Genomic DNA, 25,860 nt, shown 5'->3' on the forward strand with positions numbered 1-25,860 from the left:
GGTCGTGCAACGTCGCGAGCGAACACGCCACCTGATTGAGCTGGGCGGGCTGGTCCAGAAAGCCGGCCTGGTCGAACTGACTGACGACGATCGCACCACCCTCTACGGCGCGCTGCTCGATCTCGCCGGGCGTGGGCGCGGCGACGACGCCGGCGACGTGCTGACGCTATGGAAGCGGCGCGGCAAGCGGGCGTTCGACGCGGAAGCGGAAGGGAGCGAAACGCAATGAGTGATTTCGATATCGAGACGATCCGCCGCCAGGTCCGTGCGATGGATTTCGTGCGCGGCACCCCGGCGGAGGTCGCCATGTGGCACGAGGACATGGCGGACTCGCGCGCCAATCTCGTGATCGAAAACATGATCCCGACGCCAAACGACGATGCGTTTTTCGCGATGATGCTGGACGAGGGCGTACCCCCTCCCGTCGTGTCGCAAATCCTGCTCCGGCTGCTCGATCATCCCGACGCCGACCGGTCCCTGCCGGTGACGCCGATGGAAGCGCACTGATGCCCCGGCGACGGATCAGCCCGCTGTTCGCGGTCTTCGTCGCCTTCGTGGTGCTGATGGCGAGCAACGCCTGGCTCAAGGGCATCTTCGGCTATGGCGAGATAGCGACCGACATTCCGTTCCTGCTGGCGGGCGCGATCCTGTTCCTGGCCTGGCGCTTCAACCGACGTGCCGCCAACCAGCGCAGTGATCTGCTCGGCTCCGCCCGCTTCGGCGACCGAGCCGATGTGCGGAAGCTGGAAGCGAACGGGGATCTTCTGATCGGCCGCTCGGCGAAGTCGGGGAAGCTGCTGCATTACGACGGCGCGGCGCATCTTTTGACGATGGCACCCACCCGGTCGGGCAAGGGCGTCGGCACGATCATCCCCAACCTGCTGCTGCTCGATCGCTCGGTGATCTGCATCGACCCCAAGGGCGAGAACGCCCGCGTTACAGCCCGCGCGCGTGCCGCCAAGGGCAAGGTCTGGTGTCTCGACCCGTTCGGCGTGTCGGGTCAGCCTCCTGCCCGCTACAATCCGCTCGACCGGCTCGATCCCGCCAGCCTCGATCTTGCGGAAGATGCCAACACCCTCGCCGACGCGCTGGTCCATGACGCGCCGGGGCAATCAGGCGAAGCGCATTGGAACGAGGAAGCCAAGGCGCTGATCGCCGGGCTGATCCTGCACACCGTCGTCCACGAACCTGCCGACGCCCGAGTGCTGGCGACGGTGCGCGACAAGCTGACGCTCGCCCCTGCCGGCTTCGCCGCGCTGCTGGCCGATATGCAGGCCAGCGTCGGCGCCGGTGGCCTGATCGCCCGCGCCGCCAACCGCCAGCTCGGCAAGTCTGACCGCGAAGCGGCAGGGGTGCTGTCCTCGGCGCAGCGCCACACCCACTTTCTCGATAGCCCCCGCATCGTCGCCAGCACGGCCGCCTCGGATTTCACCTTCGCGGGCTTGAAGGACACGACCGCCACCGTGTTCCTGTGCCTGCCGCCCGATCGGCTCGATACCTATGCCCGTTGGCTGCGGCTGCTGGTGAGCCAGGCCGTCACCGACATGGCGCGGTCCACCGCCCGCCCTGCCCGGCCCGTGCTGTTCCTGCTGGACGAGTTCGCCGCCCTCGGCCGCCTAGAACCGGTCGAGCGCGCGATGGGGTTGATGGCCGGCTATGGCCTCCAGCTCTGGCCGATCCTCCAGGACATGCATCAACTCAAGGCCACCTATGGCGAGCGCGCCGGCACGTTCATGTCCAACGCGGGCGTGATCCAGACTTTCGGGGTCAACGACCATGCGACCGCCGACATGCTCTCGCGCACGATCGGCGACACCACGATCGAATATGATACCGTCAGCACGTCGCGCGGCACCGGCTGGGGTGAAAATCGCGCTGGCCCCTCGGAAAGCGTCAGCGGGCACGTCTCCGCCCGCCGGCTCGCCACCCCCGACGAAATCATGCGGATGCGGCCCGACCAGCTCCTGCTGCTCCGCCAGGGCGAACACCCCCTCGCGGTCGAGAAAATCCGCTACTACGATCAGCGTGAGTTTGCAGGCCTGTTTGATCCGGCTTGAATGGTCCGCGAAAGCACGAACACACACACCTGCCGCGCCTTAAGGCAGCGCCCCTCCCTGTATGACCGGCGATAATTCGTGCTTTCGCGGACGGGAAGTTAGACCCACCGGTAGCGGCGGTGTCATGATTAAGCGCGTGCCAAACCCGCATGGCGATTTAAGCCCTTCTGGCGACGTTTGTCGTTACCGGGGCCTCCCTCTTCAGTAGAAGTCCTTCCCTGCCCTGGCAGTCGCTCCAGACGGCGCTGGAGCGTGATTCTGCTACCACCTCGCCGACTTCCTTCCCGCCTAGCCCTGCGGCGCTTGCGCCGCTCTGGTGACGGCTACGCCGTCACGCAACAATGGTGCATCGGCCGGTAGGCCGATTCCATTAGCCCTTTTGCATTCTGGCGTTGTCGTGTGAGATTAAGTGATTCTGTTAAATAGGAATCTTTAAGAAGGTTAAGGGGTGAAAATGCCCCGATTCCTCCCGCTTTCTCAGTCGCTTAGAAGCACAGCCGGTGGGCGAAACCCCGTGATTCGGTGTGTGATCCCCCGATAGTGCGGTGTGTGATCCCCCGAACGAATGGTGGGTGAAACCCCGGGTTTGGCGGTGCCGCGATCGCCTCCTCGCGCGAGTTATCCACAGACTGACCGCCTGTCCCATCCGAGCTAACGTGCTTCGGCGATCAGCCGATGATTTTAACCGGTGTGTGATACCCCGATAGATAGCGTTGAGGTGGGTGAAACCCCGATACTCACCGCCGGCCGGCAAGCCGGTCCATATGGGCGTCCACCTCGTCCGTACGCCGGCGATCGGCGTCGATGCGGGCGCGCCGCTCCTCCTCCACGCGCATCTTCTCGGCCAGCGCCAGCGCCTCGGCCTCGCCGCGGAGCCTGAACAGCACGGCCGGGCTTTTGTCGGTCGTTTCCGCAGTCTCCATTGTATAGTCGGGAAGCTGGTCGGCCTCGATCACGCGCCGGAGCATCCGGTTGAACTCCTTGGGCTGGGCGTCGCTGCCCGTCTTGTCGCGGAGCACCTCTACCCGGCACAACCATCCCCCGCGCTGCGTGCCGGCATGCTTGCGCGCGATGCGATACAGCGCCCGCTCCAGTCCTCCGGACAGGAGGAAATAGTCGGGATGCATGGTAAGCAACGACTTCTCGTTGACTATCCCCTCATAAACCCAATCCGAAAGGGTCAGCGTCATGCCCCGCGGTTGCTCGGTCTCGGCGTCGGTGTCGAAGGTCCAGCTATCGAGCCAGTTGAAGCCAGCCTTCTGCCGGCGCTTAGTCGCGCGGATTGAGGTGGTGATGGAGGTCGTCTGGAGACGAAGCAGCGCCGCCTGCAGCTCCTGATAGTCCCTGCCGCCAGTGCCGCGTTTGATAGCTCGCAACAGGTCGTAAGGCGTCGTCGTCAGCGTGCGCGGCAGGTCGTTCAAGCCCTGCTGCTTCATGCGATTCAGGGTAGATGCCGCCCATATCAGAATGTCCGCATCCCAAATCGTCGCCATGCCGTAGTCTGGGATTGCCTGTACGCGTACCCATGCCTCGCCGTCCGGGCTGCGATACTCAATGGGCTTGAGACGCTTGCGCTTCTGCAGCGAGAAGAACGGACGCTCCATGACTTCCCGCTGATCCTTGAGCGGGAGGTCACCAAGCGCCGGGATGAACAGGTCGAACTCGGGGTTGGGATCACGCCGCTTGCTCACGGAGCAAACCTGGTGTGGCCCCGCTTGACGAGATACTGCCGGAGCAGGCGCTCGGTGACGACGGTGAGCGGCTCCCCGCCTTCCTCCACACTGAGCTGGCGCAGCGCGCGGTGCATGTCCTCGGGAATGTGGATCAGCACGGGTTTCTTACCTGGATGACTGCTGCGACGCGCTGGCACTACCGGCGTCTCGGCTGATCGCCGCGATCGGAGTGGCGCGACCGCCTGCTGCGGCTCGGAGGCAGCCTCGGCGATGGGAGCCGCTGCCGCCTGCTCTGGCTCATCATCGAAGATGCTGGCGAGTGCAGAGGGTCTCTTTGCCATTATGCTGCCTCGCTAACTTGCTTAGTCGTAAAGCCGCTTAGTCGCTTAGCCTCATTATAGGCGGCGCGCAGCTCGGCTGCAGCCTTGCTGTCCGGCTCTGTCTCGGCCGCCGTCCGCCCGAGAGGAGTGGCCTTGTAGTAATCCTTGCGGAAATGAAGCCGGCTGTCGAACAGCGTCACGCCTTTGGCTGCGAAGCCGGCATGGGCCTCCTGCCCCTCCCCGCCTTGGTGCGGAACTTGGGTCAGGATGACCGCAAATGGGGTGCCTGCTTGCTGCACCTGCTTGACGGTCTGCAAAACCGAATGAACGTCCAGTCCACGCGGCGCGACGGGGACGATGACGAAGTCCGCCTGCTCGGCCGCGAGCATGGCGATGTCCTTGGAGTTCGCGGGTGTGTCGATGATGATAAGATCGATCTTGCCGCTGGCGCGTCCACGCGAAACGTGCAGCGGAAGGCCGGCGACGCTGCTGTCCTTCACTATCACGTCGTCGTCGTCGCGGCGTTCCGACCAATAGAGTGCCGACCCTTGCCGGTCATCGGCATCAAGAATGACGACGGACGCCCCTTCCCGCGCCGCCTCTACGGCGAAGCCAGTTGAAAGGGTGGTTTTCGATTGCCCACCCTTCTGCGCGATGACGGCCCATACCTGCACAGCTTTGCTCCTACTAAGCGGCTAAGCGACTTATGCCGCTTAGCCGCTTAGTGGTAAAGGATATTAATCGCTTAGCGGATCGGCCATGCATCGTTTCGACCGGATCGTATCGATCAGCGCGTTCCTCCTCCAGTGGCCACAAGGGCGCCCGAGCCCTCTTCGGCCACTTGCACGAGGTGCACTCCGCACAAGCAATCCTAGCCGAACGAGACCTTTGAGCCTATTTCCAGATTGCGGATGGAACTAGCAGCGGGGGAGGGGGCAGAATGTGGTGCTCGATAAGATTATCCAGCCCGGTGCACAGAAGGTGAAGGCACGCAAGACGCGCTTTGGCGACGTAACGGTCGTGGCTCCTCCGCCTTCCGCGGCCATGGTCCAGCATCACGTAAAGGCTAGCACGGAAGCTCTTGAGCGCCTGGCTAAGCGGGTCGCGAAGCCTGGCGTTCGGCTTCGCGCCAAAAAGGGCGTGCCTCTCTACTCGCTCGATAGTGATAATCCGGACGTGATGATCCGCAAGCTTAATGGAAAAACGGAGCGCGGAAGGTTCATCAATGGCGTCTTTGCGACGGCTGATTAATCATCATGAGGCGCCGCTTAGTCGCTTAGTAGCTTAGTGGCTTAGTGGGCTAGTCGGTTAGCGCAGACGTTCGGGGTTTTGTTCGCCTAAGGGCACTCTTCGCAGCAGCTACAGCTGAACGGAGAGCTGCCAGTTCATCGATTTGGTTCGGGCCAAGATTTCAGGAACTGATGTAAGCAGCATCTCGCCAGTCAGCTTGTTGAAAAGGGCAACTCGATGCCGCGGGCCAAGCTGGTCGGCTGCAGCAATCTCACTCTCGGTAAGCGCGAAGAAAAATCCGCCGAAGCCAGGCTGTACTCGCGGCTGATTGGCAGCCTTGATTTCTACGAAGGTGATCGCAGGAAGGGATGCTCGAAGCTCCGTCCGACTGGCAATGTCGATAGGCGAGGGGAGGGCAAGGGCGTCGAAGCTGGATGCCTTAATGACGATCCCGGTGTCAGCCAGTTCCTCAAGTAGGACCCGCAAGCCTGGGCCTTTCGGGCGAGGAACCCATTGCTCCATGGACAAGATTGCTTGCTGCTCACCGGCAGCGCCTCCCTCATTGGCAAGCCGCGCCAGATGGGCCCGCTTCGCGGCAATCACCTCCAACGGAGACAATGCTCAGCTCTCTGCTTCCTGGAGCGGCACAACCGGCACTGATCGTCCCTCATAGTCGAGACCAGCAATTTTGAGGGCGGGAGAGTCGGCAGCCCATTCAAGGCGTCGCGTCTTGCTGGCGAGATCAGGTGCGCTGGTTACGAAGCGCTCGTCGTAGCGAAGGTAAAGTGTGCCAAAAAATCGCTCGATGCGGAGCACACTGTCGTCCTCTGGATAGTGATCAAGAAGGCCGCCTCGAGCGCCGGGCTTCATCTCTACCATGCCAAAGCCGATCGCCTCATACCGGCTCACGTCGTTACGAATGCCCCGGCGTCCAACCAGTTCGCGAAGAGCATTGTGAAAGCGCATGATGCCGGCGACCGGGTCACCACCGGCAGTCAGGGCTAGGTCGTTTGCGGCCAGAACCTTCTCCGGTTCAGTGCCCGCTGCCTCACCCACCCCCTCGAGCAACTCTTCTGCTTGCCGATTTGCTCGGAGGAGAACGAGGTAGCCTAAGACAAGAGCCGGGTAGGTGATGTGTAGGTTGGTGCACTCACCGATCGTCTCTTCCATGCGGTTGGTAAGATTGCGAAAAGCGCCCGTCACCCCCTTGCAGGAAACAGCCAACACCGGTCCGATACCGTCGCGTGTGACCACCACATCGACGTTCTTGGTTTTGAGGCCTCCGAGAATGGTGCGCTCGCCCCCGCCGGCGCGAGCCTCATCATAGTGCAGGACCGGAGGTCGACCGGATCGACGCTCAACCCTGAACGGCGGTCGCGGCGTGATGTCGTCGGGATCGAACCCGCCCTCGAGCACCAACCGGCAGGCAACGTACCAGTGAAGGGGCTTGATGTGGCTGGCACTCTGCGTCTTGCCGGTGAAGTCGGCGAAAGCGGAAAGAGCCTGAGCCTGGGTCGTCCAACGGCAAACCTCACCCGCCATAATGACGCCAGCGCTGCATAATCGAGATTCCCTCTTCCAGCGCCGACGCACTTGCCGGTGTGATCGCGCCTGATGCGGCGAACAGCAAGCGTCCAGCTTCTCGCGGCTCCAATTTGAGCATTCCGCCACCCAAGGGATGCCCCTCGAGTTCGCAGCTAAGCTGGGAAAGAGGTGTGCCCCAACTGGGCAGGAGCTTGGTAGCCAGCCCCTGATCGCGCACGCGAACTCCGTGGACAGTGTTCGTGCAGGTGACGCCTGCCGAATTCTGTACGAGGTTGGCGCTGCGACCGGCCATGTAGCTCATGATAAAGTCGGGCACCTGAACATCGGGGACTGCGTACCAGGGTTCCCGGTTGCGGCACTTATAGCCTTGCCGTGCTTCCTGGCCGGCGCTGCTGTCGAGATAGCGGCGCACAGATGCCGAGATCTCCTGCCCCCGCCGTAGACGGAGCAACATGACCGGCTCATCCGCCTTCTGCCATGCCGCGACCGTAGTCGGCGTGATTGACCTCTGAGCGAGCATCCGCCCGGTCCGAACGGTTGGATGAAGATAGGCGCCTGGGATCTTCCATCGCTTCGCCTCTGAAGGTCGAAGATGAAAAAAGCCGTTGTCGCCACTGACATAGCCGATCCCGACGCTAGCAAAGCTGCTCAGTCGATGGCTGTCAGGATCGCCAGCAATAGCGCGGTATGCATTCCGGATGGAGGCTGGCAACAAGTAAGGCCGCAACCGCCGGTTCCAGCTCTCGCGCCACTCGGTGAGCGGTATCTTCTCGGCCTGCTTGGGTGGCCGGGCACTCCACGCGAAGCGGTCGAGAACGGTAAAAGCGATGTGGTCGGTCGTACCGCCAAAACCCTCAGTGTAGAGGAGCCAGCAGTCTTCAGAGAGGTCCGGAAACAGCTTCTCACGCACCGCTACAAGCTGCACGCGCTTGAAGTGGGCAACGAGATACTCGAGCAGCGGTGCAGCGTAAGGGGCGTGTCCGATTTCAGCCGGCACGACAAACGCCATGCGGCCTCCTGGCTTCAACAATCCCGCTGTAGCGACCAGGAAAGGTGCCCACGAGGAGGCTAGTCCGCTGAAGGCGGCTCCCTGCGCCGCACACAGGGCTAGGGCTCGAGCGCGGACAGGGCCTTTGAAGGTCTGATAGCGAATAAAGGGTGGGTTGCCGGCTGTGCACTCGAAGCGTTCAGCCGTGGCCTCAGCCCATTGAAAGAAGTCGCCTTCATGGACGAGCGCTGCAGGCGCGCGGGAGATCGCAACATGAGCTGAAACAGGATCTTGCTCGATCCCAACGCTGTTCGGGTGCTCGACCAGGAAGCGACCATCACCGCAGCTTGGATCAAGCATACGGTCCCCATCTCGCCGTACCGCCCAACTGACGAGTGCAGAGACGACATCGTTCGGGGTGTAATAGGCGCCCGCCTCCTTCTGCGAGAGACGCACGGTCATGCCGCCTGCTCGAGCGAGCTACGGCCACCCGGTATGTGCCGGTACAGCGTCGAGGGCTGAACGCCCATTTGCCGCGCTACTTCCTCAACCGTGATCGACGGATCAGACAGCATCGCCTTGGCACGCCGGATCTCCGCTTCGCCCATCGAAGGCTTGCGGCCACCTCGACGTCCCAGCGCACGTGCGTGAGCTAAACCGGCCTGGGTACGCTCGAGAGTCAGCTCACGCTCAAATTCAGCAATGGCCGCAAGAAGGTGAAAGGTCAGTCGCCCACCTGGACTGGTCGTGTCTATCGCTTGGGTGAGGACCTTCAGCCCGATCTCGCGCTCCTGCAGCAACTCCGCGGTTTCAACTAGCTGACGAACGGACCGGGCAAGGCGATCAAGCTTCCAGACCACCAACACGTCACCGGCGCGGAGATAATCCATCGCGGCCTGCAGCTCCGGCCGATCGCGTTGCGCGCCCGACGCCTTCTCCATGAACACCTTCTCACAGCCGGCACCACGAAGGGCCTCGAGCTGCAAGGCTGGATTTTGATCGCGGGTCGAGACGCGTGCATAGCCGACGAACAAGGCTCAACCTCCGAAAACTCATACCGGCATCCCCGGAATTCGGAGGAGCGTACAAGAGAGCGTTTTCGGAGACAATAGGAAAGAACAGACCGGGTACGCTGCCCAGAGGCGCCAGCTCTCCTTTAAACCGCCGTTTGCCGGAGGCTCGTCGGATGCGCCACGGCACACTTAGGCAGCGATAATGCGAGCTTCCAGCCCGCGATATACTCCGAGGGTTAGCGCGTCGTGCGTGTTGTAGAAGGTCTCGAAGTGGAAGCGATGATCGTCACCGTTGTCGTCGGTGAGTATCAGGTCGCTCTCCCCCAGTATCCCTCCGCGTTGCGCACCACAGTATCCAGCCACGGCGTTAAAGACATCTCTTTCGGACATCTTACTAAATCTCTCGGCAAACATTGGAGATTGGATGAAGTATTTAGCCGGATTCAAAGCGTCGAAGTCGGCTTTCCTCTTGGACTTATGCGGGTGGCCAGTGATCATCCCTACAAGCGGCCGGTCTGTTCCGGCCACCTCGATAAACCGGTATAGGGTCGTCGACAGCGTGTTCCCGAATTTACCGTGCAACTCTTTGATGATCGAAATCGTCGCAGATGATGACAGCGCTTCTTCTGTGAATCGGTCTTGAAGGAAGAGAAGGCGTCCACCCGCAAAGTTCGCCTCAGCTTCGACCTCCTCATGACAGTGGGGGAGCAATGTATGATTGTTGTCCCCATGCATGACGTCTTCATGCCAAGGGATCAGGCTATGACCGATCTCGTGAGCCTCATTCCAGCGATGCTTCTTTTCCGGCAAGTCACCATCTAAAAGGATCCTGCGCCGATCTGGTAGGTAGAGCGCCTTCAACGACAGCTTTTTGATGGCATCCCAGAGCAAAGCTGGTCTCTCGTAGACCTGGATTGTAGCCACCCGAATACGGCTGATTTTCTCTTGCACCGCACTTGGGTTGCTGGCGGTGTAAAACGCCTTATCCAGTTTTAGTAGATGCCTGACATCCTCGAGCCGCAAAGGCGGCTCTGGATTACCTAAGCCCTTGAGAACACGCTCTACCCGCCGATCAATATCGTGAGCGGTCTTTTCTGAAAGTATTCTGTTCTTACTCATATAGACCGCCCTTTTCCTAATCTTCTTTGCTTAGAACGCTAATGAATTCCTCTAGTGCAATACGTTCTTGCTGTGTCAAAGCGGTCACCGCCTCTGATCTGGCTGCAAACCGAACTGCCTCACTAGCTATATTGTCATTCTTTGCGGTCACAAGACCCGCCACTTGAAGCAGATTGTTTCTGGGGATATCAAAGAAGTTGGCCAGCTGATAAACGGTTCTTAGTTCTGGCTTGTGATGTGAGTCGTCTTCTATTTCTATAAGTTCGGAGATTTCTAAGTCCGCGTCTTCGGCAAGCTTTTCTAAAGTCAGTCCTTTGTTACGGCGCATAAGCCGCACAAACCGACCAAAGGCGATGCCTGTGTCCTGATTGGACTTGTCATCGGACATCGCTTCACCGTCGAAGATCGGATCGATAGAATGTAGGCCAGCTCCAATCTCGGCATTACCCTCGATTTGAGCCATTCTAAGGCACCACTCTTTCGTGATCTCAACCTTCATGGCTGGGTTCCTTTCGCGATGAAGGCCTCCGCTTGCTCGGATGTCATCTCAAAATAACGCAAGTTTTGATAATTCGCGTCCATTCCAAGATCAGACATTCCGCAGGTATTAGCATAAAAGCTATTTGCCTGCGGCAGAGAGTGGAGGCCAATGCGCCCTTTAAATTCTAGCTCCTTGCTTTGCGCTATAGCCGCGTTAATCATGACGCTACCCACGCCTCTATACAAAGCGGGGTCATGAAGATCAGGGCGGTTCCACGGCGCATTTTCAACAAAGTCTACATAGACAATTTCTTTGCCCTTCTGCTGCTCTATTCGACATCGCTTCATTACGGTGTCGAGGATCATCATTCCTTGCGTCATGCCGTTACAGACAATGCTAAAGCCGGGCTGGGCGAGCATCCCCTGAAGAGCCTCGGTCTTTTTCCGCCAATTCCAATGGCGGCTTTGCGGCCAATGACGTCTTTCAACGCCTGCACGATGCAACTTCTGAACGGACTTAAATAGCTCTGGGAGCCACTCGCCCTCCCAGTCACCTAGTTGTTTCTCTGTGATGCCGTCCCAAAGCTCCGCCGACTCAGCTTCGTTGGTTACAGCATTGAACAGGTAAACTGGGCTTACGGTGATCGTCATAGCATCATCACCTCTGCCTTTTCCTTGGTAGCCTCATCTTCAAAAAAGAGCTTGTCGCCCTTCTCAACCCGATTTTCGATGAGCTGGTACAGTCGGAGCGCCTGTCTCATGACCGCGGTTTTACTGAGATCCTTTTTTTCGCACAGCTCATCCAATGCGCGCATCTCGGCATCGGTGAGATTGAGCGTCATCGTCTTCTTCGCGACCATACTACCTCCAACTGCGGGCACGCATATAGACCCAGGTAGCCAATATGTCAATTAGAATAAGCTAGGTATTGGCTATTGAATAGCTACTTTCTAGCCATTATATGGGTGCCAAGCGGGGCATTGGGCTTCCGCCTGATCCATAGAAAGGTACGCCGATGGCGACTCTCCAAGATGAAATCGAAGACATCAGCGGCTGCATCCGGGAAGGGCGCCGCCCCCGCCCGGGCATGAGCTACCGCGTCGAACTCGGTGACGAACGCTTGAGTTACCGTTCAGCGGTGACGACTGACCCTCAGCCCACGGCTCGGCAGCTGATCGAGTTGGCCGGTCTCCGGCCGATTGAGGAGCATCTGGTTATCTCGATGGCGCCCAATGGCCGCCTGAACGCCCTCAATCTCGACGAAACGGCGGATTTGCTCGCAAACAAGGTCGAGCGTTTTCTGATTTTCCGGTCCGACGCTCTCTATCGCTTCACCCTTGACGGTGACGAGTTCATCTGGGGGAGCCCGGAGATTCGTGGCGATGTGCTGAAGAAGCTCGCGAAGGTGGATGCCGCAATCTACGGCGTCTGGCTCGAGGTCCATGGCGGCGAGGACCGGCCGATCGCAGATGGCGCCACGGCGCCGTTGAGCCCGAAGGGGCTGGAGCGCTTCTTCACCGGCACCAACCAAACGACGGAGGGCTAAGCAAATGGCCGCTCTCCCGATGAGGTGCCGCAAGTATCTCGCTGAGCGAGGGCTCGGCTATGATGAAGTCGAGGAGGGCGGCCAACGCGGTATTGTGCTCCGCGCCATGCCGCTGCCACCTGGTCGCTTCAATGCCACTGTCGCGGATATCCTGATCATGCTACCGCCCGGCTACCCCGACGTCGCGCCCGATATGTTTTACGCCATGCCTTGGCTTCGGCTCGTCGCGACTTCAGCCTATGCGCGATGCGCTGACGTTCCCTTCACCTTCGGTAGTCAGACTTGGCAGCGATGGTCGCGCCACAGCAGTGATTGGCGCCCGGGTCGTGACGGCATATGGACCATGATTAAGCGGGTGGAAGCTGCCCTCGAGCTCGCGGCATGACCGGTTTTTCCCTTGTCATGCAGCAGCGCCATACGTCTGCTCTTCACCAAGCGCTCCTGCCCGTATCAACAAACGGCGCCCCCTGCCTTGTCCTATTCGGCACTAATGAAATCGCAAGCGATCCCTGGGATCGGCAGCGCCGGCTGCGTTTGCTGTCGTATGAACTGGCGGGAGACCAGACGAGTGCCGCCAGGATCACGGAGGCAATAGCGAGGTGCAAAGCTGAGGATTTGACCCTCGGCGTGGCACGTTCGCAGCTGACGGATAGCGCTGCAGGAACAGCGGAAATTGATGAGGATGACCGCGGTTTGCTCAAACGTCTCCGACAGGAGCTTGGCGCCTCTGTGCAGCTCGTCAGCCTACGCATCGATGCAGATGGCTGGAGCGCCCGCCTGTGGCCGGACGCCCGGTCCGCTATTGCAGCGGATTACATCACTGTCCTGGGGGATGGATTAGCGCTCCACGGTCTGCACGGACGGGAGTCGGCTGACTTTCTCGCACGCCAAGATTTAGCCTTCGGCCCGAAGCTTGGCCGTTACCTTCGCGGACTGCGGGTGGGTGTTGTCGGCTGTGGCGCAACCGGAAGCGCAACTGCGATGTTGCTCGCGCGGCTGGGAGTAGGGCAGCTAGCGCTTTTCGACGACGACATCGTAGACGTCACCAACCTAAACCGATTGCATGGCGCTCGCCGGGCCGATGCCGACGCGATGCGTCCGAAGGTTGACGTGCTAACGAGGGAGATCACCGAGCTGGGCCTCGGAGTGCGCACGGTGTCGTTCCGTGGCTGGGTCGGCGACCCCGCTGCGCGCGATGCCCTAAAGGCATGCGATGTCGTGTTTGGCTGCACTGACGACCATGACGGTCGTTTGCTCCTCAACCGTTTTGCCTATTTCTATCTCGTTCCGGTCATCGACATGGGCTTAGCGATCCGCCCTGCAGGGGACGGCCGTATCGCCGAACTCGGCGGTCGAGTGACGGTACTGGCGCCAACAGGACAATGCTTAATCTGCCGAAAAGTGGTCGATGCGGAAACCGCCCGCGACGAAGCCCTAAAAAGAGTCAGTCCTGAGGAGTTTGAGCGCCGCAAGCGGGAGGCCTATGTGCGAGGGGGCGGCGAGCCAGCTCCCGCAGTGGTTACCTTTACAACTGCAACCGCGTGCATGGCAGTTGACGAACTTATTCAAGGTCTGACCGACTTTAGAGGCTCAGGCTGGCGCTGGCATGGCGTTCGGCGGTTTGATTTACTGGCTGATCGACGCCCTGGGGCTGAACAAGACGAACATTGCCCAGTCTGTAGTGGTACAGATTATTGGGGCCGGGGCGACATGCAGCCTTTTCTGGATCGGATAGGCCAATGAAGGCTCTACGCAAGTACGTTGCCTGGCTTGTACGCGAGGCAAGATCGATTGTTCGCCCGGACCTCGTACTCCACTCGACCGAGAGGCAACCGGCCCCTCAAGAATTGAAGTCAGGCGTGGTCTATGTAGTGCAAGGCGGTGGCACCCCGAAGTGGGCCGTCATGCGCTGCCCGTGCGGATGCGGCGAGAAACTCCAACTGTCCCTCAACCCGACGCGTCGTCCCCGTTGGACGGTGCATCGGGATCGTCTCAGGCGAGTCTCGTTGCAACCTTCAGTTCGGCAGACTGCTGGATGTTTCGCCCACTTCTGGGTTCGTCGTGGCACTATCGAATGGTGCGGCGACAGTGGCTCGTCGCCCATAGAAAGGTAGGCGCCCGTGTCTGACGCGGGGTTCTGACACCTGCAAACCCGCGGAATTGCTGCGGCGGACCGCCGGTCACAACCGACCGGTTTTGACACCTATGTTCAACAAGGTCAGCCCTGCTCGAACGCGGTCAGTATAGGGCATGGACCTGTCGAGCCGGACCCGCACTCCTGCGCGAGCCGGAGAAGCGAGGCGCGCACCCGCTTAAGGTCCACAATCTTCTCATCCAATGCCGCAATGCGTTCGGTCGCAAGCTCGCGGGCGCGGGCGCGATCGTCGGTCGCGTCCAGCGCTAGCAGCTCGCCGATCTGTTCAAGCGTGAATCCGGCTGCCTGAGCTGATCGAATGAAGCGGAGCCGGCGCACGTCCTGCACCCCATAGCGCCGGACGCCACCCGCGATCCCGGCCCCGTTCGGCCGGTCGGGCGTGTCAAGCAAGCCGCGGCGCTGGTAGTAACGTACCGTCTCGACGCCCACGCCGCCCTCTCGCGCCAGCCCCGCAATCGTGATGCTCGCCATGTCTTGACTCCGGACTATGGTACGGACCCTATATAGGTGGGGCGAGCAAGCTGGAGAAGCGACATGGCGACCGCCCCCGTCAAACAGGCGACGATCTACCGGATGGTGATGTCTGAACACACCTGCCCCTATGGACTGAAGGCGAAAGACCTTCTGCGTCGCCAAGGCTATGCGGTCGATGACCACTGGCTGACGACGCGCGACGAAACGGATGCCTTCAAAGCAAAGCACGGGGTCAAGACCACGCCGCAAACCTTCATCGGTGGCGAGCGGGTAGGCGGCTATGACGATCTGCGCCGTTTTTTCGGCAAGACCGTCCGCGACCCCAAGGCGCTTACCTATCGGCCGGTGATCGCGCTGTTCACGATGACGGCGCTGATGGCGCTCGCCGCGAGCTACGCGGTGCTGGGCACGCCGTTCACAATTCGCGCGATCGAATGGTTCATCGCCTTCTCGATGTGTGTGCTGGCGCTGCTCAAGCTCCAGAACATCGAGAGCTTTTCGAGCATGTTCCTCAACTACGATCTGCTCGCCAAGCGCTGGGTGCCCTACTCCTATATCTACCCGTTCGCGGAAGGCGGAGCGGGCGTGCTCATGATCGCGGGCGCGCTTACCTGGCTGTCGGTGCCGGTCGCGCTGTTCATCGGCGCGATCGGGGCGGTGTCGGTGTTCAAGGCCGTCTATATCGACAAGCGTGAGCTGAAGTGCGCGTGCGTGGGCGGGGACAGCAACGTGCCCCTGGGCTTCATCTCGCTCACCGAAAACGTGATGATGGTGGCGATGGCGCTGTGGATGGCCGCCGCCGCGATCGGCATCGCCGGGGCGCACTGACGCTCGTTGACATTGGATCGGAGAGAGTGCCGATAGCCGGGATGACGAAGGGAGCACCAGCCTTAGCCCGAACGCTTCGCGTGACCGTCCTAGTCGTGCTCGCGGCGCTGCTGCTAGTGCGTCTCGGCCCGTTTTGCGAAACGGCGGCGCAAGCCGCACCGATCGCGTCGGCGATGGTCGGGTGCGATGGCGATGGCACGCCAGCGCCCGTTAAAAAGGCTCCGCTATCGAGCTGCGCCACGCCTTGCACGGCCGTTCCCGGCGAAGCCCTGGTGCGGGTCGAGCCGATCGCCAACCATCCGGTCGCGCCTTGGCCTGCTCTACTGACCGGGCTGGCCGGTTCTCCGATCCCGCCGGCGACACCGCCTCCTCGAACCGTGTGACGCTTCAACAACCTCACATATTCGATCGACGGAGATTTTCTGATGACCAAGCTGAAACTGATCGGTGCCGCACTGGCGCTCGCCCTCCCAACCGCGGCGTTCGCGGCCGGCTCCTGCTGCGCCGACATGGCGTGCTGCAAGGAGGGGGCGGACTGCTGCAAGGACGGCAAAGGGGACTGCTGCGCGGACATGAAGAAGGGCGGCGACCACGCCGGCCACGACATGCCGGGCGCGCCCAAGAAGTAAGTCGGCGGGGGGAGGCGTTCGCGCCTCCCCTTCGTCTCAATGGCGCGCGAAAACCCTGCGCCCGTTCGGCCCGAACGCGACGACCTCGAAAGACTGCGCCGCTCGTCCCGGCACTTCCATTCCGGGTGATCCAAGCGGCATTCCGGCGACCGCTAGACCGCTGACACCCTTTGGACGCTGCGCGAGCGCGCGCTTCATATCGGCGATCGGGACATGACCCTCGAAGGTCATCCCGTCGATTATCGCGGTGTGACAGGATGCAAGGTCGGCGGGGACGCCGCGTGCCTTCATCATTGCGGGACGGTTCGCATCGTCAACAATCCGCACCGTGCGGCCGAACTGCGCCTTCACGATCTTCGCCCATTCGCCGCAACACCCGCATCCGAGGTCGCGATGCACGAGGATCGCATCGGCCGCGACGGCGACGGAGGGGACGCCCAGCGCGAGGGCGGCAAACAGGTAGCGCATATTGGTCATGGTCGATGCCTGGTTAGCGGCCCCGCCCGGTTGGGAGCGGGGCCATGCATTTATTGAGCGGGCTTGCCCATCTTGCGAAGCATAGCGTTCAACATGGCGATCTCGCGATTCTGGCTGGCGATGGCCTTCTGCGCCTCGCGGCGAACCTCGGCATTCTGCGTGCTACGAAGCGCGATCTGCGACATTTCCACCGCGCCACGATGATGCTCGATCATCTTGCGCGTCCACGTTTCGCCGGCGTCGGCCCCCATCGCCGCCATCATCTTCTCGTGCATTTTCATCTCGGCCGGACCGTAGGGGTTGGCTGCGGTCGCTGGCATCGCATGGTTCATGCCGGCCATGTTGCCGTGGTTCATGCCCTGGTGGTTCGCCTGCTGTGCAAGAGCCGGGGTCGCCAGCGCGACGACGAGGAAAAGGGGTGCGAGTTTCATCATCAATCTCCTGGGGTGCGAGGTGTTAAATGCCTCTCACGTCAATTACGCGGCGCGAGCACCTACCCCTCATGTCGGACGCGATTGACTGCTGGGTCAGCTTCCCGGCGATCTGCGGCGTCGCCGCACGGGCCAGCGCATCCACAGGAGAACCGCGCCGCCTATCCACAACGCCAGCCCCCCGATCGCGAAAGCGAGCAGCCAAGGCGTGTTAAAGTCCTCGTGGTTCTTCCAGTCCATGATGTGGAGACCCCAGAAAAAATCGTAAAGCCGCCAGGTGCCTGTCCTGACAGCGGTGATCCGTCCTGTGTCACCGGCGACGAAGACGCGGGTGTTGTTGGGGTCGTCAAACGCGATCCGCCATGCGGGGAGCGCGCCACGATATTCGGGTGCGGCACGCTCGATCCGCTCCACGCGAGCAACCGGTCGACCTTCCCCTCGCCAAGCAGCGCGTGCCACGGCCTCGGCCTGGGCGGCGCTAGCAGCCGGCAGGAGCACCCCCGTGGTCGCATCGGCAAGCCGGGTGCCTTTGGCCGTTGACAGCTCGGCGACGGGACGCCCGAGCAACATGCGATAGGTGAGCGATGTGACGGGCGTTCCGACGCTCCTCGTCAGGTCCGCTGGCGACGCCAAGGCCATGCCCGCAGGTATAGGGGCGACGGTCTTCCGATCAACGAGGTGATCGCCATGCACTTTGTCGATCGGCAGGAAGCTCATCACCGTCCCACTGGTGAACCAGAGGAGGAGCTGGATGCCGATAATGATCGCGAGCCACTTGTGCGTCTTGCTCGCTAGCTGGTGAAGCCTCGCGCGCCGGCCCCTCAGAACCACGTCCGAACGCCGACAACAAAGCTGGGTCCGCCAACGCCCTCGCCATCGGCGCGCGCGAAGCGGGCGCTGTCGCCTAGACGGCGATCGTAGGAGACGCCGATATAGGGCGCGAACTCGCGCTTGATCTCGTAACGAAGGCGAAGCCCCAGCTCGATGTCGCTCAGGCCCGAACCGATACCGTTCTCCGGCACGTCCTGCGCCGCGAAATTAAGCTCGGCGCGCGGTTGCAGGACAAGTCGCTGGGTGATGCGTTGGTCATAATAGCCCTCAAGCCGTCCCAGCACGTCGCCCTTGTCGGACAGAAACAGCGCGCCCTCCACGTCGAACCAATAGGGTGCCAGTCCCTCGAATCCGAGCGTGGCGTAGGTGCGCGAGGGGTTCGGCTTGAAGTCATAGCGAATGCCGGCCTGGAGATTGAAATAGGGGCCGATCGCGCGGCTGTAGAGCGCCTGCACCTCGGCATCGTCAACGCTGCGCCCGAACTCGCCTTCACCCTCGGTCTTGACGGTCAACCGGTTGATGTCGCCCCCGAACCACGCTTCGCCATCCCAGCGAAAGCTGTCGCGCCCGTCGCGTATCTGCACCTCGGCCAAGTTGAAATTGACCTGCCAAAAAGTGCTGCCGCCATGCTCGCCGCGAAGAATGGCGCGGGCATCGGCCATCTCCTGCGGCGAATAAACGCGATCGGCATAATTCGGCTTGGGCGCGGCCGGGGCGGGTGCGTTGCCGGGGGGAAGGGCGGTTCCCCCCGTTCCCATATCGTGGCTCATCCCGCCCGCCATGCCGCTCATGTCATGGCCCGCGTGAGGATTGGCCGGCGTCGCTACCGCCGCGCTATCGGGCATGACGTGCCCGGCATGGGGATCTGCCTGGGTCGGGGCGTCAGGCATCGTCATTCCGGGCATGGTGTGGCCCGCGTGCGGGTCGGCCGCCGCGGCCGGAGCTGGCGACGGCTTTTTCGGTGCGGGCTTTGCTTTCGTGCGAGCGGGGGGGCGCGGCTTGGCGGTTGGCTTCGCCTGGGGCTTCGCTGCCGGCTTCGCCGGCATGGTCATCCCCGGCATGTTGTGCATCGAGTGATCCTGCGCGGTGACGGGGGTCGCAAGCGCGATCGGGGCCGCGGCGACGAGTAGGGAAAGCGCCTTCATGCCGCGTCTCCCCCGCGTGGCCGGACGGTCACGACCTGCATCATGCCGGCGTGCATGTGGTAAAGCATATGGCAGTGGAACGCCCAATCACCGACGGCATCGGCGGTAAGGTCGAACGTCGCGGTCCCGCCCGGCTGAACCATGACGGTGTGCTTGCGCGGTGCGAACTCGCCGTGGCCCGTCACCAGCTCGAAAAAGTGGCCGTGAAGATGGATCGGGTGACCCATCATCGTGTCGTTGACGAGCGTCACCCGCACCCGCTCGCCCTCAAGGAATGGGATCGGGTCTTTGACCTCCGACAGCTTCTCGCCGTCGAACGCCCACATATAGCGTTCCATGTTGCCGGTGAGGTGGATTTGCATCGCGCGATCAGGCGCGCGCACGTCGGGGTTGCGGTCGACGGCCATCAGGTCGCGATAGACCAGCACCTTGTGTCCGACATTTTCCAGCCCCTGGCCCGGCTCGCCCATACGATCCATCGGCATCGGGGATATGGTCTGCACGGTCGGAGTCTTCTTGACCCCCGGCGCATTCGAGAAGTCGCGCATCGAGTGATTCATGCCGCCCGCGCCGTGATCCATACCTGCCATCTGCCCGCCAGCGCCGCCCTGCATGGCCCCGTGGTCCATTCCGGCCATGCCGCTTGCGGCTGCTCCCTCGGCGGGCATCGTATGCCCCATAGCGGCGTGATCGACGGCCGCACCCGCCTGGGGAGCGCCACCCTGGTTCATGCCCGCCATCGCGCCAGTCGCCGCACCCGTCGCGGGCATGGCATGGCCCATCGCGGCATGATCCATGCCGGCCATTGAACCGCCGCTCATGTCCATGCCGCCCATGCCCATGTCCTTCATGCTGGCGAGCGGGCGCTTGCGAAGCGGCGGGACCGCCGCGGCCATGCCCTCGCGGGGCGCGAGCGTGGCGCGCGCCATGCCGGAGCGATCTACGCTCTCGCCGACGAGCGTGTAGGCGCGATCGTCGGTCGGGGTGACGATCACGTCGTAGGTCTCGGCGACGCCGATCTGGAACTCGTCGAACGTCACTGGCCGGACATTCAGGCCGTCGCACGCCACCACGGTCATTTTCAGGCCGGGGATGCGGACATTGAAGGTGGTCATGGCGGAAGCATTGATGACGCGAAGCCGCACCCGCTCGCCGGGGCGGAACAGCCCGGTCCAGTTGTCCAAGGGGCCGTGGCCGTTGACGAGATAGGTATAGGTCGAGCCGGTCACGTCGGCGACGTCGGTCGGGTCCATCCGCATCTTGCCCCAGTCGGCGCGCTCCTTCGCCGACTGGCCCTCGCCGCGTAGCAGCCCGGCGAGCGTCTGCTTCTGATAGTTGAAATAGCCGCCCTGCATCTTGAGCTTGCGGAAGATGACGTGCGGGTGAAGCTGGCTGTGGTCGGACAGCATGATGACGTGCTCGCGGTCGGACGCGATTGGGGCTTCGCCGGCCGGATCGATGACCAGCGGGCCGTAATGCCCCATCTGCTCCTGCAAGCCGGAATGGCTATGATACCAATAGGTGCCGGCCTGCTTGACCGGAAACTCGTAGGTGAAACTCTTGCCCGGCTCGACGCCGGGGAAACTGATGCCGGGCACGCCGTCCATCTGGAACGGCAGGATCAGCCCATGCCAGTGGATCGAGGTCTGCTCGTCGGGCAGCGCGTTGGTGAGGGTCAGCCGGGCATTCTGCCCTTCGCGCAACCGGATCAGCGGTGCGGGCGCGGTGCCGTTGATGCCGATCGCGTGACTCTCGCGCCCGTCGATCATCATCATCTGGTGCGCGACGCGAAGGGTGATGTCGTCGCCCGAGACGGTCGGCATCGGCTTGACGATGCCACCGGAAGTCGTCTGCGCCCATGCCGGCATGTAGGCCGATAAAGCGAGTCCGCCCCCTGCGAGGGTAGCGCCGCGCAAAAGCTGGCGGCGGTCGATGGTGCGGGTCATGGGTGTCCTGGCCGATTGGAGCGCGGTGGTCTGGTCATCAGTGATACGCGGGGCGGGCTGCCACCCCTTAACCCGCGCTCAGATTTTCGAGCAGCTTGGCGCGAGCGCGATAGAGCCGGGTTTCGACCGCCTTTTCGCTGATCGCGAGCACGGCCGCGGTATCGGCCTGGCTAAGCCCCTCGATGGTGTGGAGAACCAACGGTTCCTTCAATGAAGTCGGCAGCTCGGCGATGGCACGACGGACCCGGTCCAGTTCCTGCCGGTCACTCGCGGCGTCGTCGACCGCCACCTGATCGTCGGCGACGGCCTCCGCGTCCGTGCCGATCGGGGCGGCGAAGGACAGGAATCGCCGGACCTTGCGCTTCCGGGTCCAGTCGCGGCATTTGTTGAGCGCGATGGCCGATAACCAGGTCCGCATGGGACGCGCGCCGTCATATCGTGCGAGCGCGCGATGCGCCGCGACGAACGTCTCCTGCGACAAGTCCAGCGCCTCGTCGGCGTCACCGATGCACCCGCGCGACAGCCGGAAAATGGCCTGCCCGTGGCGACGCATTATCTCGGCGAACGCGGCCTGCCGTCCGGCAAGGCTGAGTGTTGCCAGCTCTCCATCAGAAAGCGCCGTCCAATCCAGACTCACCGCCCCACGCTCAACGGGCGTCGGTGGTGAGCGCCTTCACCACCGCCCGGTCGAACTGCGCGGTCTGGTCGGGCCGCAAGAGCTGCCGCATCGCGAAGATGTGCGCGAGCGTCGCCTTTTGCAGCTCGCCCATCGCGACATGGCTCCGGTCGACCGCTGCGGCGACGCGAGGGCCATTGCCATGCTCGGCCTCGATCGCCTCGGCGAGCCGGGCGTTGTCGGCCCGCAATTCCAGCTCAAGCGCGCGGCGCTGCACGGCAAAGCGCTGTTCCAACTCCTTCAGCCGGGCCTCCTGGTTCGCATCGAGCGCGAGCCGGTGATGTAGCACGTCGTGCAGCTCCACGCCCGGTTGGGCGGGACCGGGAAAGAGCGCCCGCCCAACGAAGACGCCGCCGATCGCCGCGACGAACGCCGCGATCACGCACAAGATTATGCGTGTTCTGGAAGTCATTGCGCCCCGGCAAGCAAGGTTGACGGCGCGAGCGGGGAGTTCGCCCCGAACGGGGACAACGGTGCCGCAGTGCTAGGCGATGCGGGGAAACCCGCTCCGATCATGCCAATTGCGAGCGCCGCGATGGTGATCGCGCCCACGCCGAAACCAGCCTGCGCCGCACGAGGCATCGCAATCTGCGCGAGAACCCGCGCCTCAAGCCCGTCCAGTGCGGGCACCGGCGCTCGCGCGAGCCTGGTCAGCGCCTCGTCAATATCGTCCATGCCGTTCATCTCCACTCCCCTTAGTCTATGTTACGCGGGACTGTGCGCCACCCCTCACGGTCGGGATGGTGAGGGGTAGGCGGCAGCGGCGCGTAAGAGGGCGTAGCCCCTCTTTCGGAGACTGTTCCATGCGTCGTGTATTCGTATCTGCCGCTGCCGCACTGCTCGTCGTCGCGGGTGCTGCGAATGCTCATCCCAAGCTCGTCTCCGCCACCCCCGCGACGAACGCGACCGTTGCCAAGCCCGCGCGTGTCACCCTGCGATTCAGTGAGAAGCTGATGCCAAAGTTCTCGGGCGCGGACCTGATGATGACGGGCATGAACGGCATGAAGCACGCGCCCATGAAGGTCGCGAGCGCCGCCACGGTCGCGCCCGATGGGCGCACGCTGGTCATCACCCCCAAGTCGCCCCTTGGCGCGGGCACCTACAGCGTTGCCTGGCACGTCGTCTCGGCCGATACGCACCGGATTACGGGGAACCACGCCTTCGCGGTGAAGTAAGATGGCCGCCGACTGGTCGATGATCGGTGTCCGCCTCGCGCTTTACGGCGTGCTGGGCGGCTTGTTCGGCCTGTCGACATTCGGCCTCTACGGCCTGCGCGCTGGCGAGCGCCCCCATGCGCTCGCGCTTCGGCCCTGGCTGGTTGCGGGCGCGGTGATCGGCCTCCTGCTTTCGGCTGTCGCGCTCGTACTGCTGACCGCCGCGATGATGGGAACGCCGCCCTGGCCGATCGACCGGGAAGCTGTTGGAATGCTGCTCGATCAGTCGGGTATCGGGACGGCGTGGAAGCTGCGGGTGGTTGCCCTCGCCGTGGCGACGCTCCTAGCGCTGTTCGCAGCCCGGCGCGGGCCTTGGCTGGCGGTTGTCATGCTCACCTCGGGGATGGCGCTGGCGACGCTTGCCTGGACCGGGCATGGCGCGATGAATGAGGGTGCAACGGGCTGGGCTCATCTTGCCGCCGACATTCTGCACCTGATCGCGGCCGGGGCCTGGACCGGCGCGCTGCTCGGCCTGATCCTGCTGGTGGCCCGGCCCGCGACGCGGGTCGATGCCGCCCATCTGACCCTCACGCATCGCGCGCTGCACGGGTTCGGGGCGGTCGGAACGGTCATCGTTGCGACGCTTGTCTTCACCGGCCTCATCAACGCCTGGCTGCTGGTCGGTCCCGATAATGCCGGAGTGCTCGGGACGACGCTCTACGGTCGGCTGCTACTCGCCAAGCTGGCGCTGTTCGCCGCAATGCTGGCCTTGGCCGCACTCAACCGCTTCCGGTTGACGCAGCGGTTCGCGGCGTCGATCGCCTCGGGCGATCATCGCGCCGCAATCGGCGTGCTGCGCCGAAGTCTCGCGGTCGAAACCGCGTGTATCGTCGTCATCCTTGGGTTGGTGGCATGGCTCGGGACGCTTGAGCCGCTCGTTCCTTAAGTGTTAAAACCAACCGGTCCCGCCCAAAGTTCTCCAATGACACCTCGCCCCTTTTCGGGTAGGCGCACCTCATGCTGCGCAAGCTTTGGTCTCTGCTGCTGGTAATGATCGCGTCATCGTTGGTGGTGACCGCGACCGTACACGCGCGCGAGATACCTGGGCCGGTTACGATCGAATGCAGCGGCGCCGTGCATAGCGATGGCGATGCCGATCAGTCGCAGGGCGACGCCGACAAGGCGATGCCGCATCATCATGGCACATGCCACGGCCAGTCGCTGAACGTACCAGCGACAGATGAAGTGGTATCTATGGCGCGCGCAACCGGCTTGCTTCCGTCGCCGGCCGTAGTCAGTCCTATGGCCTCGCACTTGGTCGACGCGGCACTGAGGCCCCCAACCGCCTGACGATACTCGCCTGCCGGCATTTGCTGGCCCGACGTATTTTGTCAGGATCATCACTTTATGAAAAAGATGCTCGCGGCCGTATTGGCCGCGGCGTCCTGCGCCTCGATAGCGCAGGCGCAACAGGTGCAGGCGCCACAATCGCCTGTGCCAGCAGCGGCGCAGCCATCGCCGGCCTTCACCCTTGATCAGGCCGTGCTTGCCGCAGGCGGGGCCGCTCCGTCGAGCGCTGCCGCCACGGCGGCGATCGAAGCCGCACAGGCAGGACGCACGGTCGCCGGCCTACGGCCTAATCCGGTTGCTCAGGGCCAAGTCGAGAACATCGTCGGCTCCGGCCCTTATCGGGGCTTGCGCAGCGCCGAGACGACGTTTGGAGTTGCGATCCCAATTGAGCTTGGCGGCAAGCGGAGCGCCCGCGTGGCGGTCGCCAGCGCGCAGATGTCGCGGGCCGAGTTGCAGGCTGCAATCGTCGCGGCGGATATCCGCGTGCAGGTCACACAGCTCTATGTCGAAGCCGTCGCGTCCGAGCGCCGGCTGATAACAGCACGCGATCAGGCCCGGATTGCAGCCGAGGTGCTGCGCGGAGCAGGAGTTCGGGTTCAGGCAGGGCGCGCATCGCCGCTTGAAGAACAACGGGCCGACGTCGCGCGCATCAATGCGGATGCCAATGTCGAGCGACTGATACGGCTCGCCGAAGCGGCACGAACGAACCTTTCACGACGGATCGGGCGGCCAATCGACGGCACGCTGGACGTTGGGCTCCTTGATCGACTTCCCGCATCGACCTTCGGGCCGATGGCCCCCGCGCAGACGGCGGGCACGCTGGCGCTGGCGGCGGCAGATGCCGATCTCGCCATCGCTGATGCCGGTATTAGGCTTGCTCGCGCGAATCGGGTGCCGGACATCAACGTCGGGCCCGCGCTGCGCAGATTGGAAGCGACGAACGACACTGCCGCAGTGTTTTCGATTTCCATTCCGATCCCGGTGTTCAACAATGGCCGCGCTGCCATCGCGCAGGCCACCGCGGAGCGGACACGGGCGGAAGCGGTGCGACGCGTGACCGCCCTCGATGTCGAACAGGCAATTACGGACGCACAAGCGGAGGCAGCGAACGCCGCGACCACGGCTCGCGCTGCGGCCGGGCCGGCGCTGGCTGCGGCACAGGAAGCGGCCCGGATCGCACGTATCGGCTACCGCGAGGGCAAGTTCGGCCAGCTCGACCTGCTCGATGCCGAACGCACGCTTGCTGAGACACGCATCGCCGCGATCGAAGCGCTCGCCAATTATCAGAATGCCCGTGCGCGGCTGGAGCGACTGACCGCCCCCGCGCCCACTTCCAATTCCGGGGGAACCGATCGATGAAGACCATCCTGACGGGCGGCGTTCTGCCGCTCGGCCTTGCCCTGTTGCTCGCGGCCTGTGGTAGCAGCCCGGAAGGCGGCAACGCGACTGAAGGAACCGAAACCGAAGCTGGCACCGAAGCCGGTGGCGGTGAGGCGGCTCATGCCGACGCGGGTGCCGTAACGCTCTCGCCTGACCAGATTGCCGCCGCGGGTGTCCAGATCGGCCGCCCCATCACGGGTGGTGCCGGTACGATCGAACTGCCGGCAACGATCGAAGGCGACCCGCAAGGAACGCAGGTCGTCTCGGCCGCGATCGGCGGGCGGGTAGTGGCGTTGACCCGGAACCTTGGCCAGTCGGTCGGGCGCGGACAGACCATCGCGATCATCGAAAGCCGGGAAGCGGCGCAACTCAAAGGCGAAGTCGAGGCATCGCGCGCTAGGCTCGCGCTCGCC

General features: G+C 62.9%; 34 protein-coding genes and 1 pseudogene. 15 read left to right on the forward strand and 20 right to left on the reverse strand.

Going from position 1 to position 25,860, the window contains the following annotated elements; translation table 11 throughout:
• The first annotated feature begins 4 nt into the window (after positions 1 to 4).
• From FOY91_RS10110 to FOY91_RS10120, 3 genes are read left to right on the forward strand one after another with little or no spacing between them, the layout of a single operon-like run.
• The gene (locus tag FOY91_RS10110; RefSeq protein ID WP_145150926.1) at positions 5 to 229 is read left to right on the forward strand and encodes a conjugal transfer protein TraD; all 225 of its coding nucleotides are present in this window, start codon (positions 5 to 7) and stop codon (positions 227 to 229) included.
• Entirely contained in the window at positions 226 to 507 is a 282-nt protein-coding gene (locus tag FOY91_RS10115) for a hypothetical protein (protein ID WP_145150929.1), read from the forward strand. The genes FOY91_RS10110 and FOY91_RS10115 overlap by 4 nt, the downstream gene beginning before the upstream one ends.
• Entirely contained in the window at positions 507 to 2,057 is a 1,551-nt protein-coding gene (locus tag FOY91_RS10120) for a type IV secretory system conjugative DNA transfer family protein (protein WP_238995422.1), read from the forward strand. The genes FOY91_RS10115 and FOY91_RS10120 overlap by 1 nt, the downstream gene beginning before the upstream one ends.
• Before the next feature lie 737 nt (positions 2,058 to 2,794).
• Here FOY91_RS10120 and FOY91_RS10125 read toward each other — a convergent pair.
• The 3 genes from FOY91_RS10125 to FOY91_RS10135 all read right to left on the reverse strand — a co-directional run bounded on the left by FOY91_RS10125 (position 2,795) and on the right by FOY91_RS10135 (position 4,724).
• Positions 2,795 to 3,748: a replication initiator protein A gene (locus FOY91_RS10125; protein ID WP_056454948.1), complete on the reverse strand. Its 954-nt coding sequence runs from the start codon at positions 3,746 to 3,748 to the stop codon at positions 2,795 to 2,797.
• A complete protein-coding gene (locus tag FOY91_RS22330) occupies positions 3,745 to 3,888 on the reverse strand; it encodes a hypothetical protein (RefSeq protein WP_238995424.1) in 144 nt (47 codons plus the stop codon). Before FOY91_RS22330 ends, FOY91_RS10125 begins: the two co-directional genes overlap by 4 nt.
• 182 nt (positions 3,889 to 4,070) lie before the next feature.
• Positions 4,071 to 4,724, reverse strand: coding sequence for a ParA family protein (locus FOY91_RS10135; RefSeq protein ID WP_145150933.1), 654 nt, complete (start codon positions 4,722 to 4,724; stop codon positions 4,071 to 4,073).
• Between the two features lie 271 nt (positions 4,725 to 4,995).
• Here FOY91_RS10135 and FOY91_RS10140 point away from each other — a divergent pair, with 271 nt between their 5' ends.
• Positions 4,996 to 5,301: a hypothetical protein gene (locus FOY91_RS10140; RefSeq protein ID WP_238995425.1), complete on the forward strand. Its 306-nt coding sequence runs from the start codon at positions 4,996 to 4,998 to the stop codon at positions 5,299 to 5,301.
• A 108-nt stretch (positions 5,302 to 5,409) separates the two neighbouring features.
• On the opposite strand, the gene FOY91_RS10145 is transcribed toward FOY91_RS10140, so the two are convergent.
• The 8 genes from FOY91_RS10145 to FOY91_RS10180 form a co-directional block, all read right to left on the reverse strand.
• Positions 5,410 to 5,889 (reverse strand): hypothetical protein, encoded by a 480-nt coding sequence (locus tag FOY91_RS10145; protein ID WP_145150939.1) that lies wholly within the window; start codon positions 5,887 to 5,889, stop codon positions 5,410 to 5,412.
• Positions 5,890 to 5,901: 12 nt separating this feature from the next.
• Positions 5,902 to 6,822, reverse strand: a complete 921-nt coding sequence (locus FOY91_RS10150) for a hypothetical protein (RefSeq protein WP_145150942.1) — start codon at positions 6,820 to 6,822, stop codon at positions 5,902 to 5,904.
• Positions 6,812 to 8,275 (reverse strand): N-6 DNA methylase, encoded by a 1,464-nt coding sequence (locus tag FOY91_RS10155; RefSeq protein WP_145150945.1) that lies wholly within the window; start codon positions 8,273 to 8,275, stop codon positions 6,812 to 6,814. The genes FOY91_RS10150 and FOY91_RS10155 overlap by 11 nt, the downstream gene beginning before the upstream one ends.
• On the reverse strand, positions 8,272 to 8,847 hold the full coding sequence (locus tag FOY91_RS10160; RefSeq protein WP_145150948.1) for a recombinase family protein: 576 nt from the start codon (positions 8,845 to 8,847) through the stop codon (positions 8,272 to 8,274). The genes FOY91_RS10155 and FOY91_RS10160 overlap by 4 nt, the downstream gene beginning before the upstream one ends.
• A 168-nt stretch (positions 8,848 to 9,015) precedes the next feature.
• Complete coding sequence (locus FOY91_RS10165; RefSeq protein WP_145150951.1) at positions 9,016 to 9,945, reverse strand: ImmA/IrrE family metallo-endopeptidase; 930 nt, start codon at positions 9,943 to 9,945, stop codon at positions 9,016 to 9,018.
• A 16-nt stretch (positions 9,946 to 9,961) separates the two neighbouring features.
• Positions 9,962 to 10,444, reverse strand: coding sequence for a helix-turn-helix domain-containing protein (locus tag FOY91_RS10170; protein WP_145150954.1), 483 nt, complete (start codon positions 10,442 to 10,444; stop codon positions 9,962 to 9,964).
• Complete coding sequence (locus FOY91_RS10175; RefSeq protein WP_145150957.1) at positions 10,441 to 11,076, reverse strand: GNAT family N-acetyltransferase; 636 nt, start codon at positions 11,074 to 11,076, stop codon at positions 10,441 to 10,443. The genes FOY91_RS10170 and FOY91_RS10175 overlap by 4 nt, the downstream gene beginning before the upstream one ends.
• Entirely contained in the window at positions 11,073 to 11,285 is a 213-nt protein-coding gene (locus FOY91_RS10180; RefSeq protein WP_093008080.1) for a ribbon-helix-helix protein, CopG family, read from the reverse strand. The genes FOY91_RS10175 and FOY91_RS10180 overlap by 4 nt, the downstream gene beginning before the upstream one ends.
• A gap of 155 nt (positions 11,286 to 11,440) precedes the next feature.
• Here FOY91_RS10180 and FOY91_RS10185 point away from each other — a divergent pair, with 155 nt between their 5' ends.
• From FOY91_RS10185 to FOY91_RS22930, 4 genes are read left to right on the forward strand one after another with little or no spacing between them, the layout of a single operon-like run.
• Positions 11,441 to 11,971 carry a multiubiquitin domain-containing protein gene (locus FOY91_RS10185; protein ID WP_203234536.1) on the forward strand — a complete coding sequence of 177 codons (531 nt, stop codon included), beginning with the start codon at positions 11,441 to 11,443 and terminating at the stop codon, positions 11,969 to 11,971.
• A gap of 4 nt (positions 11,972 to 11,975) precedes the next feature.
• Entirely contained in the window at positions 11,976 to 12,356 is a 381-nt protein-coding gene (locus FOY91_RS10190) for an E2/UBC family protein (protein ID WP_145150960.1), read from the forward strand.
• The gene (locus FOY91_RS10195; protein WP_145150963.1) at positions 12,353 to 13,714 is read left to right on the forward strand and encodes a HesA/MoeB/ThiF family protein; all 1,362 of its coding nucleotides are present in this window, start codon (positions 12,353 to 12,355) and stop codon (positions 13,712 to 13,714) included. The genes FOY91_RS10190 and FOY91_RS10195 overlap by 4 nt, the downstream gene beginning before the upstream one ends.
• Positions 13,711 to 14,085: a ubiquitination-like system serine protease family protein gene (locus FOY91_RS22930; protein ID WP_145150966.1), complete on the forward strand. Its 375-nt coding sequence runs from the start codon at positions 13,711 to 13,713 to the stop codon at positions 14,083 to 14,085. The genes FOY91_RS10195 and FOY91_RS22930 overlap by 4 nt, the downstream gene beginning before the upstream one ends.
• Positions 14,086 to 14,189: 104 nt before the next feature.
• Here the strand turns inward: FOY91_RS22930 and FOY91_RS10205 are convergent, their stop codons facing one another.
• Positions 14,190 to 14,597 (reverse strand): MerR family transcriptional regulator, encoded by a 408-nt coding sequence (locus FOY91_RS10205; RefSeq protein ID WP_055818810.1) that lies wholly within the window; start codon positions 14,595 to 14,597, stop codon positions 14,190 to 14,192.
• 63 nt (positions 14,598 to 14,660) lie between these two features.
• On the opposite strand from FOY91_RS10205, the gene FOY91_RS10210 reads away from it, so the two are divergent.
• Positions 14,661 to 15,428, forward strand: a complete 768-nt coding sequence (locus FOY91_RS10210; RefSeq protein WP_145150969.1) for a MauE/DoxX family redox-associated membrane protein — start codon at positions 14,661 to 14,663, stop codon at positions 15,426 to 15,428.
• A gap of 425 nt (positions 15,429 to 15,853) precedes the next feature.
• Complete coding sequence (locus FOY91_RS10215) at positions 15,854 to 16,057, forward strand: hypothetical protein (protein WP_055818803.1); 204 nt, start codon at positions 15,854 to 15,856, stop codon at positions 16,055 to 16,057.
• Between the two features lie 36 nt (positions 16,058 to 16,093).
• Here the strand turns inward: FOY91_RS10215 and FOY91_RS10220 are convergent, their stop codons facing one another.
• The 8 genes from FOY91_RS10220 to FOY91_RS10255 all read right to left on the reverse strand — a co-directional run bounded on the left by FOY91_RS10220 (position 16,094) and on the right by FOY91_RS10255 (position 22,247).
• Entirely contained in the window at positions 16,094 to 16,525 is a 432-nt protein-coding gene (locus FOY91_RS10220) for a DUF411 domain-containing protein (protein ID WP_145151007.1), read from the reverse strand.
• A gap of 59 nt (positions 16,526 to 16,584) precedes the next feature.
• A complete protein-coding gene (locus FOY91_RS10225) occupies positions 16,585 to 16,965 on the reverse strand; it encodes a DUF305 domain-containing protein (protein WP_145150971.1) in 381 nt (126 codons plus the stop codon).
• Between the two features lie 96 nt (positions 16,966 to 17,061).
• Entirely contained in the window at positions 17,062 to 17,796 is a 735-nt protein-coding gene (locus FOY91_RS10230; protein WP_145150974.1) for a PepSY domain-containing protein, read from the reverse strand.
• The gene (locus tag FOY91_RS10235; protein WP_055818793.1) at positions 17,787 to 18,941 is read right to left on the reverse strand and encodes a copper resistance protein B; all 1,155 of its coding nucleotides are present in this window, start codon (positions 18,939 to 18,941) and stop codon (positions 17,787 to 17,789) included. Before FOY91_RS10235 ends, FOY91_RS10230 begins: the two co-directional genes overlap by 10 nt.
• On the reverse strand, positions 18,938 to 20,887 hold the full coding sequence (locus FOY91_RS10240) for a copper resistance system multicopper oxidase (protein ID WP_145150977.1): 1,950 nt from the start codon (positions 20,885 to 20,887) through the stop codon (positions 18,938 to 18,940). The genes FOY91_RS10235 and FOY91_RS10240 overlap by 4 nt, the downstream gene beginning before the upstream one ends.
• A gap of 67 nt (positions 20,888 to 20,954) precedes the next feature.
• Positions 20,955 to 21,524 (reverse strand): RNA polymerase sigma factor, encoded by a 570-nt coding sequence (locus tag FOY91_RS10245; RefSeq protein WP_145150980.1) that lies wholly within the window; start codon positions 21,522 to 21,524, stop codon positions 20,955 to 20,957.
• Positions 21,525 to 21,534: 10 nt separating this feature from the next.
• A complete protein-coding gene (locus tag FOY91_RS10250) occupies positions 21,535 to 21,975 on the reverse strand; it encodes a periplasmic heavy metal sensor (RefSeq protein WP_145150983.1) in 441 nt (146 codons plus the stop codon).
• Positions 21,972 to 22,247: a hypothetical protein gene (locus FOY91_RS10255; protein ID WP_420822877.1), complete on the reverse strand. Its 276-nt coding sequence runs from the start codon at positions 22,245 to 22,247 to the stop codon at positions 21,972 to 21,974. Before FOY91_RS10255 ends, FOY91_RS10250 begins: the two co-directional genes overlap by 4 nt.
• A gap of 119 nt (positions 22,248 to 22,366) precedes the next feature.
• Between FOY91_RS10255 and copC the strand changes: the two genes are divergently transcribed.
• The 5 genes and pseudogenes from copC to FOY91_RS10280 form a co-directional block, all read left to right on the forward strand.
• Positions 22,367 to 22,738 carry a copper homeostasis periplasmic binding protein CopC gene (gene copC, locus FOY91_RS10260; protein WP_145150986.1) on the forward strand — a complete coding sequence of 124 codons (372 nt, stop codon included), beginning with the start codon at positions 22,367 to 22,369 and terminating at the stop codon, positions 22,736 to 22,738.
• Position 22,739: 1 nt separating this feature from the next.
• Positions 22,740 to 23,663, forward strand: a complete 924-nt coding sequence (gene copD, locus FOY91_RS10265) for a copper homeostasis membrane protein CopD (protein WP_145150989.1) — start codon at positions 22,740 to 22,742, stop codon at positions 23,661 to 23,663.
• A 71-nt stretch (positions 23,664 to 23,734) separates the two neighbouring features.
• Positions 23,735 to 24,067: a hypothetical protein gene (locus FOY91_RS10270; protein ID WP_145150992.1), complete on the forward strand. Its 333-nt coding sequence runs from the start codon at positions 23,735 to 23,737 to the stop codon at positions 24,065 to 24,067.
• Between the two features lie 57 nt (positions 24,068 to 24,124).
• The gene (locus tag FOY91_RS10275; protein WP_145150995.1) at positions 24,125 to 25,426 is read left to right on the forward strand and encodes a TolC family protein; all 1,302 of its coding nucleotides are present in this window, start codon (positions 24,125 to 24,127) and stop codon (positions 25,424 to 25,426) included.
• Positions 25,423 to 25,860, forward strand: a pseudogene (locus tag FOY91_RS10280) (efflux RND transporter periplasmic adaptor subunit); the annotation flags it as partial. The gene FOY91_RS10275 and the pseudogene FOY91_RS10280, both read left to right, overlap by 4 nt.

The sequence above is a fragment of the Alterirhizorhabdus solaris genome (assembly GCF_007785815.1).
GTDB classification, from domain to species: domain Bacteria; phylum Pseudomonadota; class Alphaproteobacteria; order Sphingomonadales; family Sphingomonadaceae; genus Alterirhizorhabdus; species Alterirhizorhabdus solaris.

Bases quoted from the DNA above. Each gene is read 5' to 3' on its own strand.
- FOY91_RS10235 (WP_055818793.1), bottom strand. From the start codon at position 18,941: ATGAAGGCGCTTTCCCTACTCGTCGCCGCGGCCCCGATCGCGCTTGCG.
- FOY91_RS10115 (WP_145150929.1), top strand. From the start codon at position 226: ATGAGTGATTTCGATATCGAGACGATCCGCCGCCAGGTCCGTGCGATG.
- FOY91_RS10270 (WP_145150992.1), top strand. From the start codon at position 23,735: ATGCTGCGCAAGCTTTGGTCTCTGCTGCTGGTAATGATCGCGTCATCG.
- FOY91_RS10190 (WP_145150960.1), top strand. From the start codon at position 11,976: ATGGCCGCTCTCCCGATGAGGTGCCGCAAGTATCTCGCTGAGCGAGGG.
- FOY91_RS10165 (WP_145150951.1), bottom strand. From the start codon at position 9,945: ATGAGTAAGAACAGAATACTTTCAGAAAAGACCGCTCACGATATTGAT.
- FOY91_RS10220 (WP_145151007.1), bottom strand. From the start codon at position 16,525: ATGCGCTACCTGTTTGCCGCCCTCGCGCTGGGCGTCCCCTCCGTCGCC.
- FOY91_RS10210 (WP_145150969.1), top strand. From the start codon at position 14,661: ATGGCGACCGCCCCCGTCAAACAGGCGACGATCTACCGGATGGTGATG.
- FOY91_RS22930 (WP_145150966.1), top strand. From the start codon at position 13,711: ATGAAGGCTCTACGCAAGTACGTTGCCTGGCTTGTACGCGAGGCAAGA.
- FOY91_RS10175 (WP_145150957.1), bottom strand. From the start codon at position 11,076: ATGACGATCACCGTAAGCCCAGTTTACCTGTTCAATGCTGTAACCAAC.
- FOY91_RS10180 (WP_093008080.1), bottom strand. From the start codon at position 11,285: ATGGTCGCGAAGAAGACGATGACGCTCAATCTCACCGATGCCGAGATG.
- FOY91_RS10150 (WP_145150942.1), bottom strand. From the start codon at position 6,822: ATGGCGGGTGAGGTTTGCCGTTGGACGACCCAGGCTCAGGCTCTTTCC.
- FOY91_RS10275 (WP_145150995.1), top strand. From the start codon at position 24,125: ATGAAAAAGATGCTCGCGGCCGTATTGGCCGCGGCGTCCTGCGCCTCG.
- FOY91_RS10250 (WP_145150983.1), bottom strand. From the start codon at position 21,975: ATGACTTCCAGAACACGCATAATCTTGTGCGTGATCGCGGCGTTCGTC.
- FOY91_RS10185 (WP_203234536.1), top strand. From the start codon at position 11,441: ATGGCGACTCTCCAAGATGAAATCGAAGACATCAGCGGCTGCATCCGG.
- FOY91_RS10215 (WP_055818803.1), top strand. From the start codon at position 15,854: ATGACCAAGCTGAAACTGATCGGTGCCGCACTGGCGCTCGCCCTCCCA.
- copD (WP_145150989.1), top strand. From the start codon at position 22,740: ATGGCCGCCGACTGGTCGATGATCGGTGTCCGCCTCGCGCTTTACGGC.
- FOY91_RS10240 (WP_145150977.1), bottom strand. From the start codon at position 20,887: ATGACCCGCACCATCGACCGCCGCCAGCTTTTGCGCGGCGCTACCCTC.
- copC (WP_145150986.1), top strand. From the start codon at position 22,367: ATGCGTCGTGTATTCGTATCTGCCGCTGCCGCACTGCTCGTCGTCGCG.
- FOY91_RS10155 (WP_145150945.1), bottom strand. From the start codon at position 8,275: ATGACCGTGCGTCTCTCGCAGAAGGAGGCGGGCGCCTATTACACCCCG.
- FOY91_RS10255 (WP_420822877.1), bottom strand. From the start codon at position 22,247: ATGAACGGCATGGACGATATTGACGAGGCGCTGACCAGGCTCGCGCGA.
- FOY91_RS10205 (WP_055818810.1), bottom strand. From the start codon at position 14,597: ATGGCGAGCATCACGATTGCGGGGCTGGCGCGAGAGGGCGGCGTGGGC.
- FOY91_RS10120 (WP_238995422.1), top strand. From the start codon at position 507: ATGCCCCGGCGACGGATCAGCCCGCTGTTCGCGGTCTTCGTCGCCTTC.
- FOY91_RS10225 (WP_145150971.1), bottom strand. From the start codon at position 16,965: ATGAAACTCGCACCCCTTTTCCTCGTCGTCGCGCTGGCGACCCCGGCT.
- FOY91_RS10195 (WP_145150963.1), top strand. From the start codon at position 12,353: ATGACCGGTTTTTCCCTTGTCATGCAGCAGCGCCATACGTCTGCTCTT.
- FOY91_RS10170 (WP_145150954.1), bottom strand. From the start codon at position 10,444: ATGAAGGTTGAGATCACGAAAGAGTGGTGCCTTAGAATGGCTCAAATC.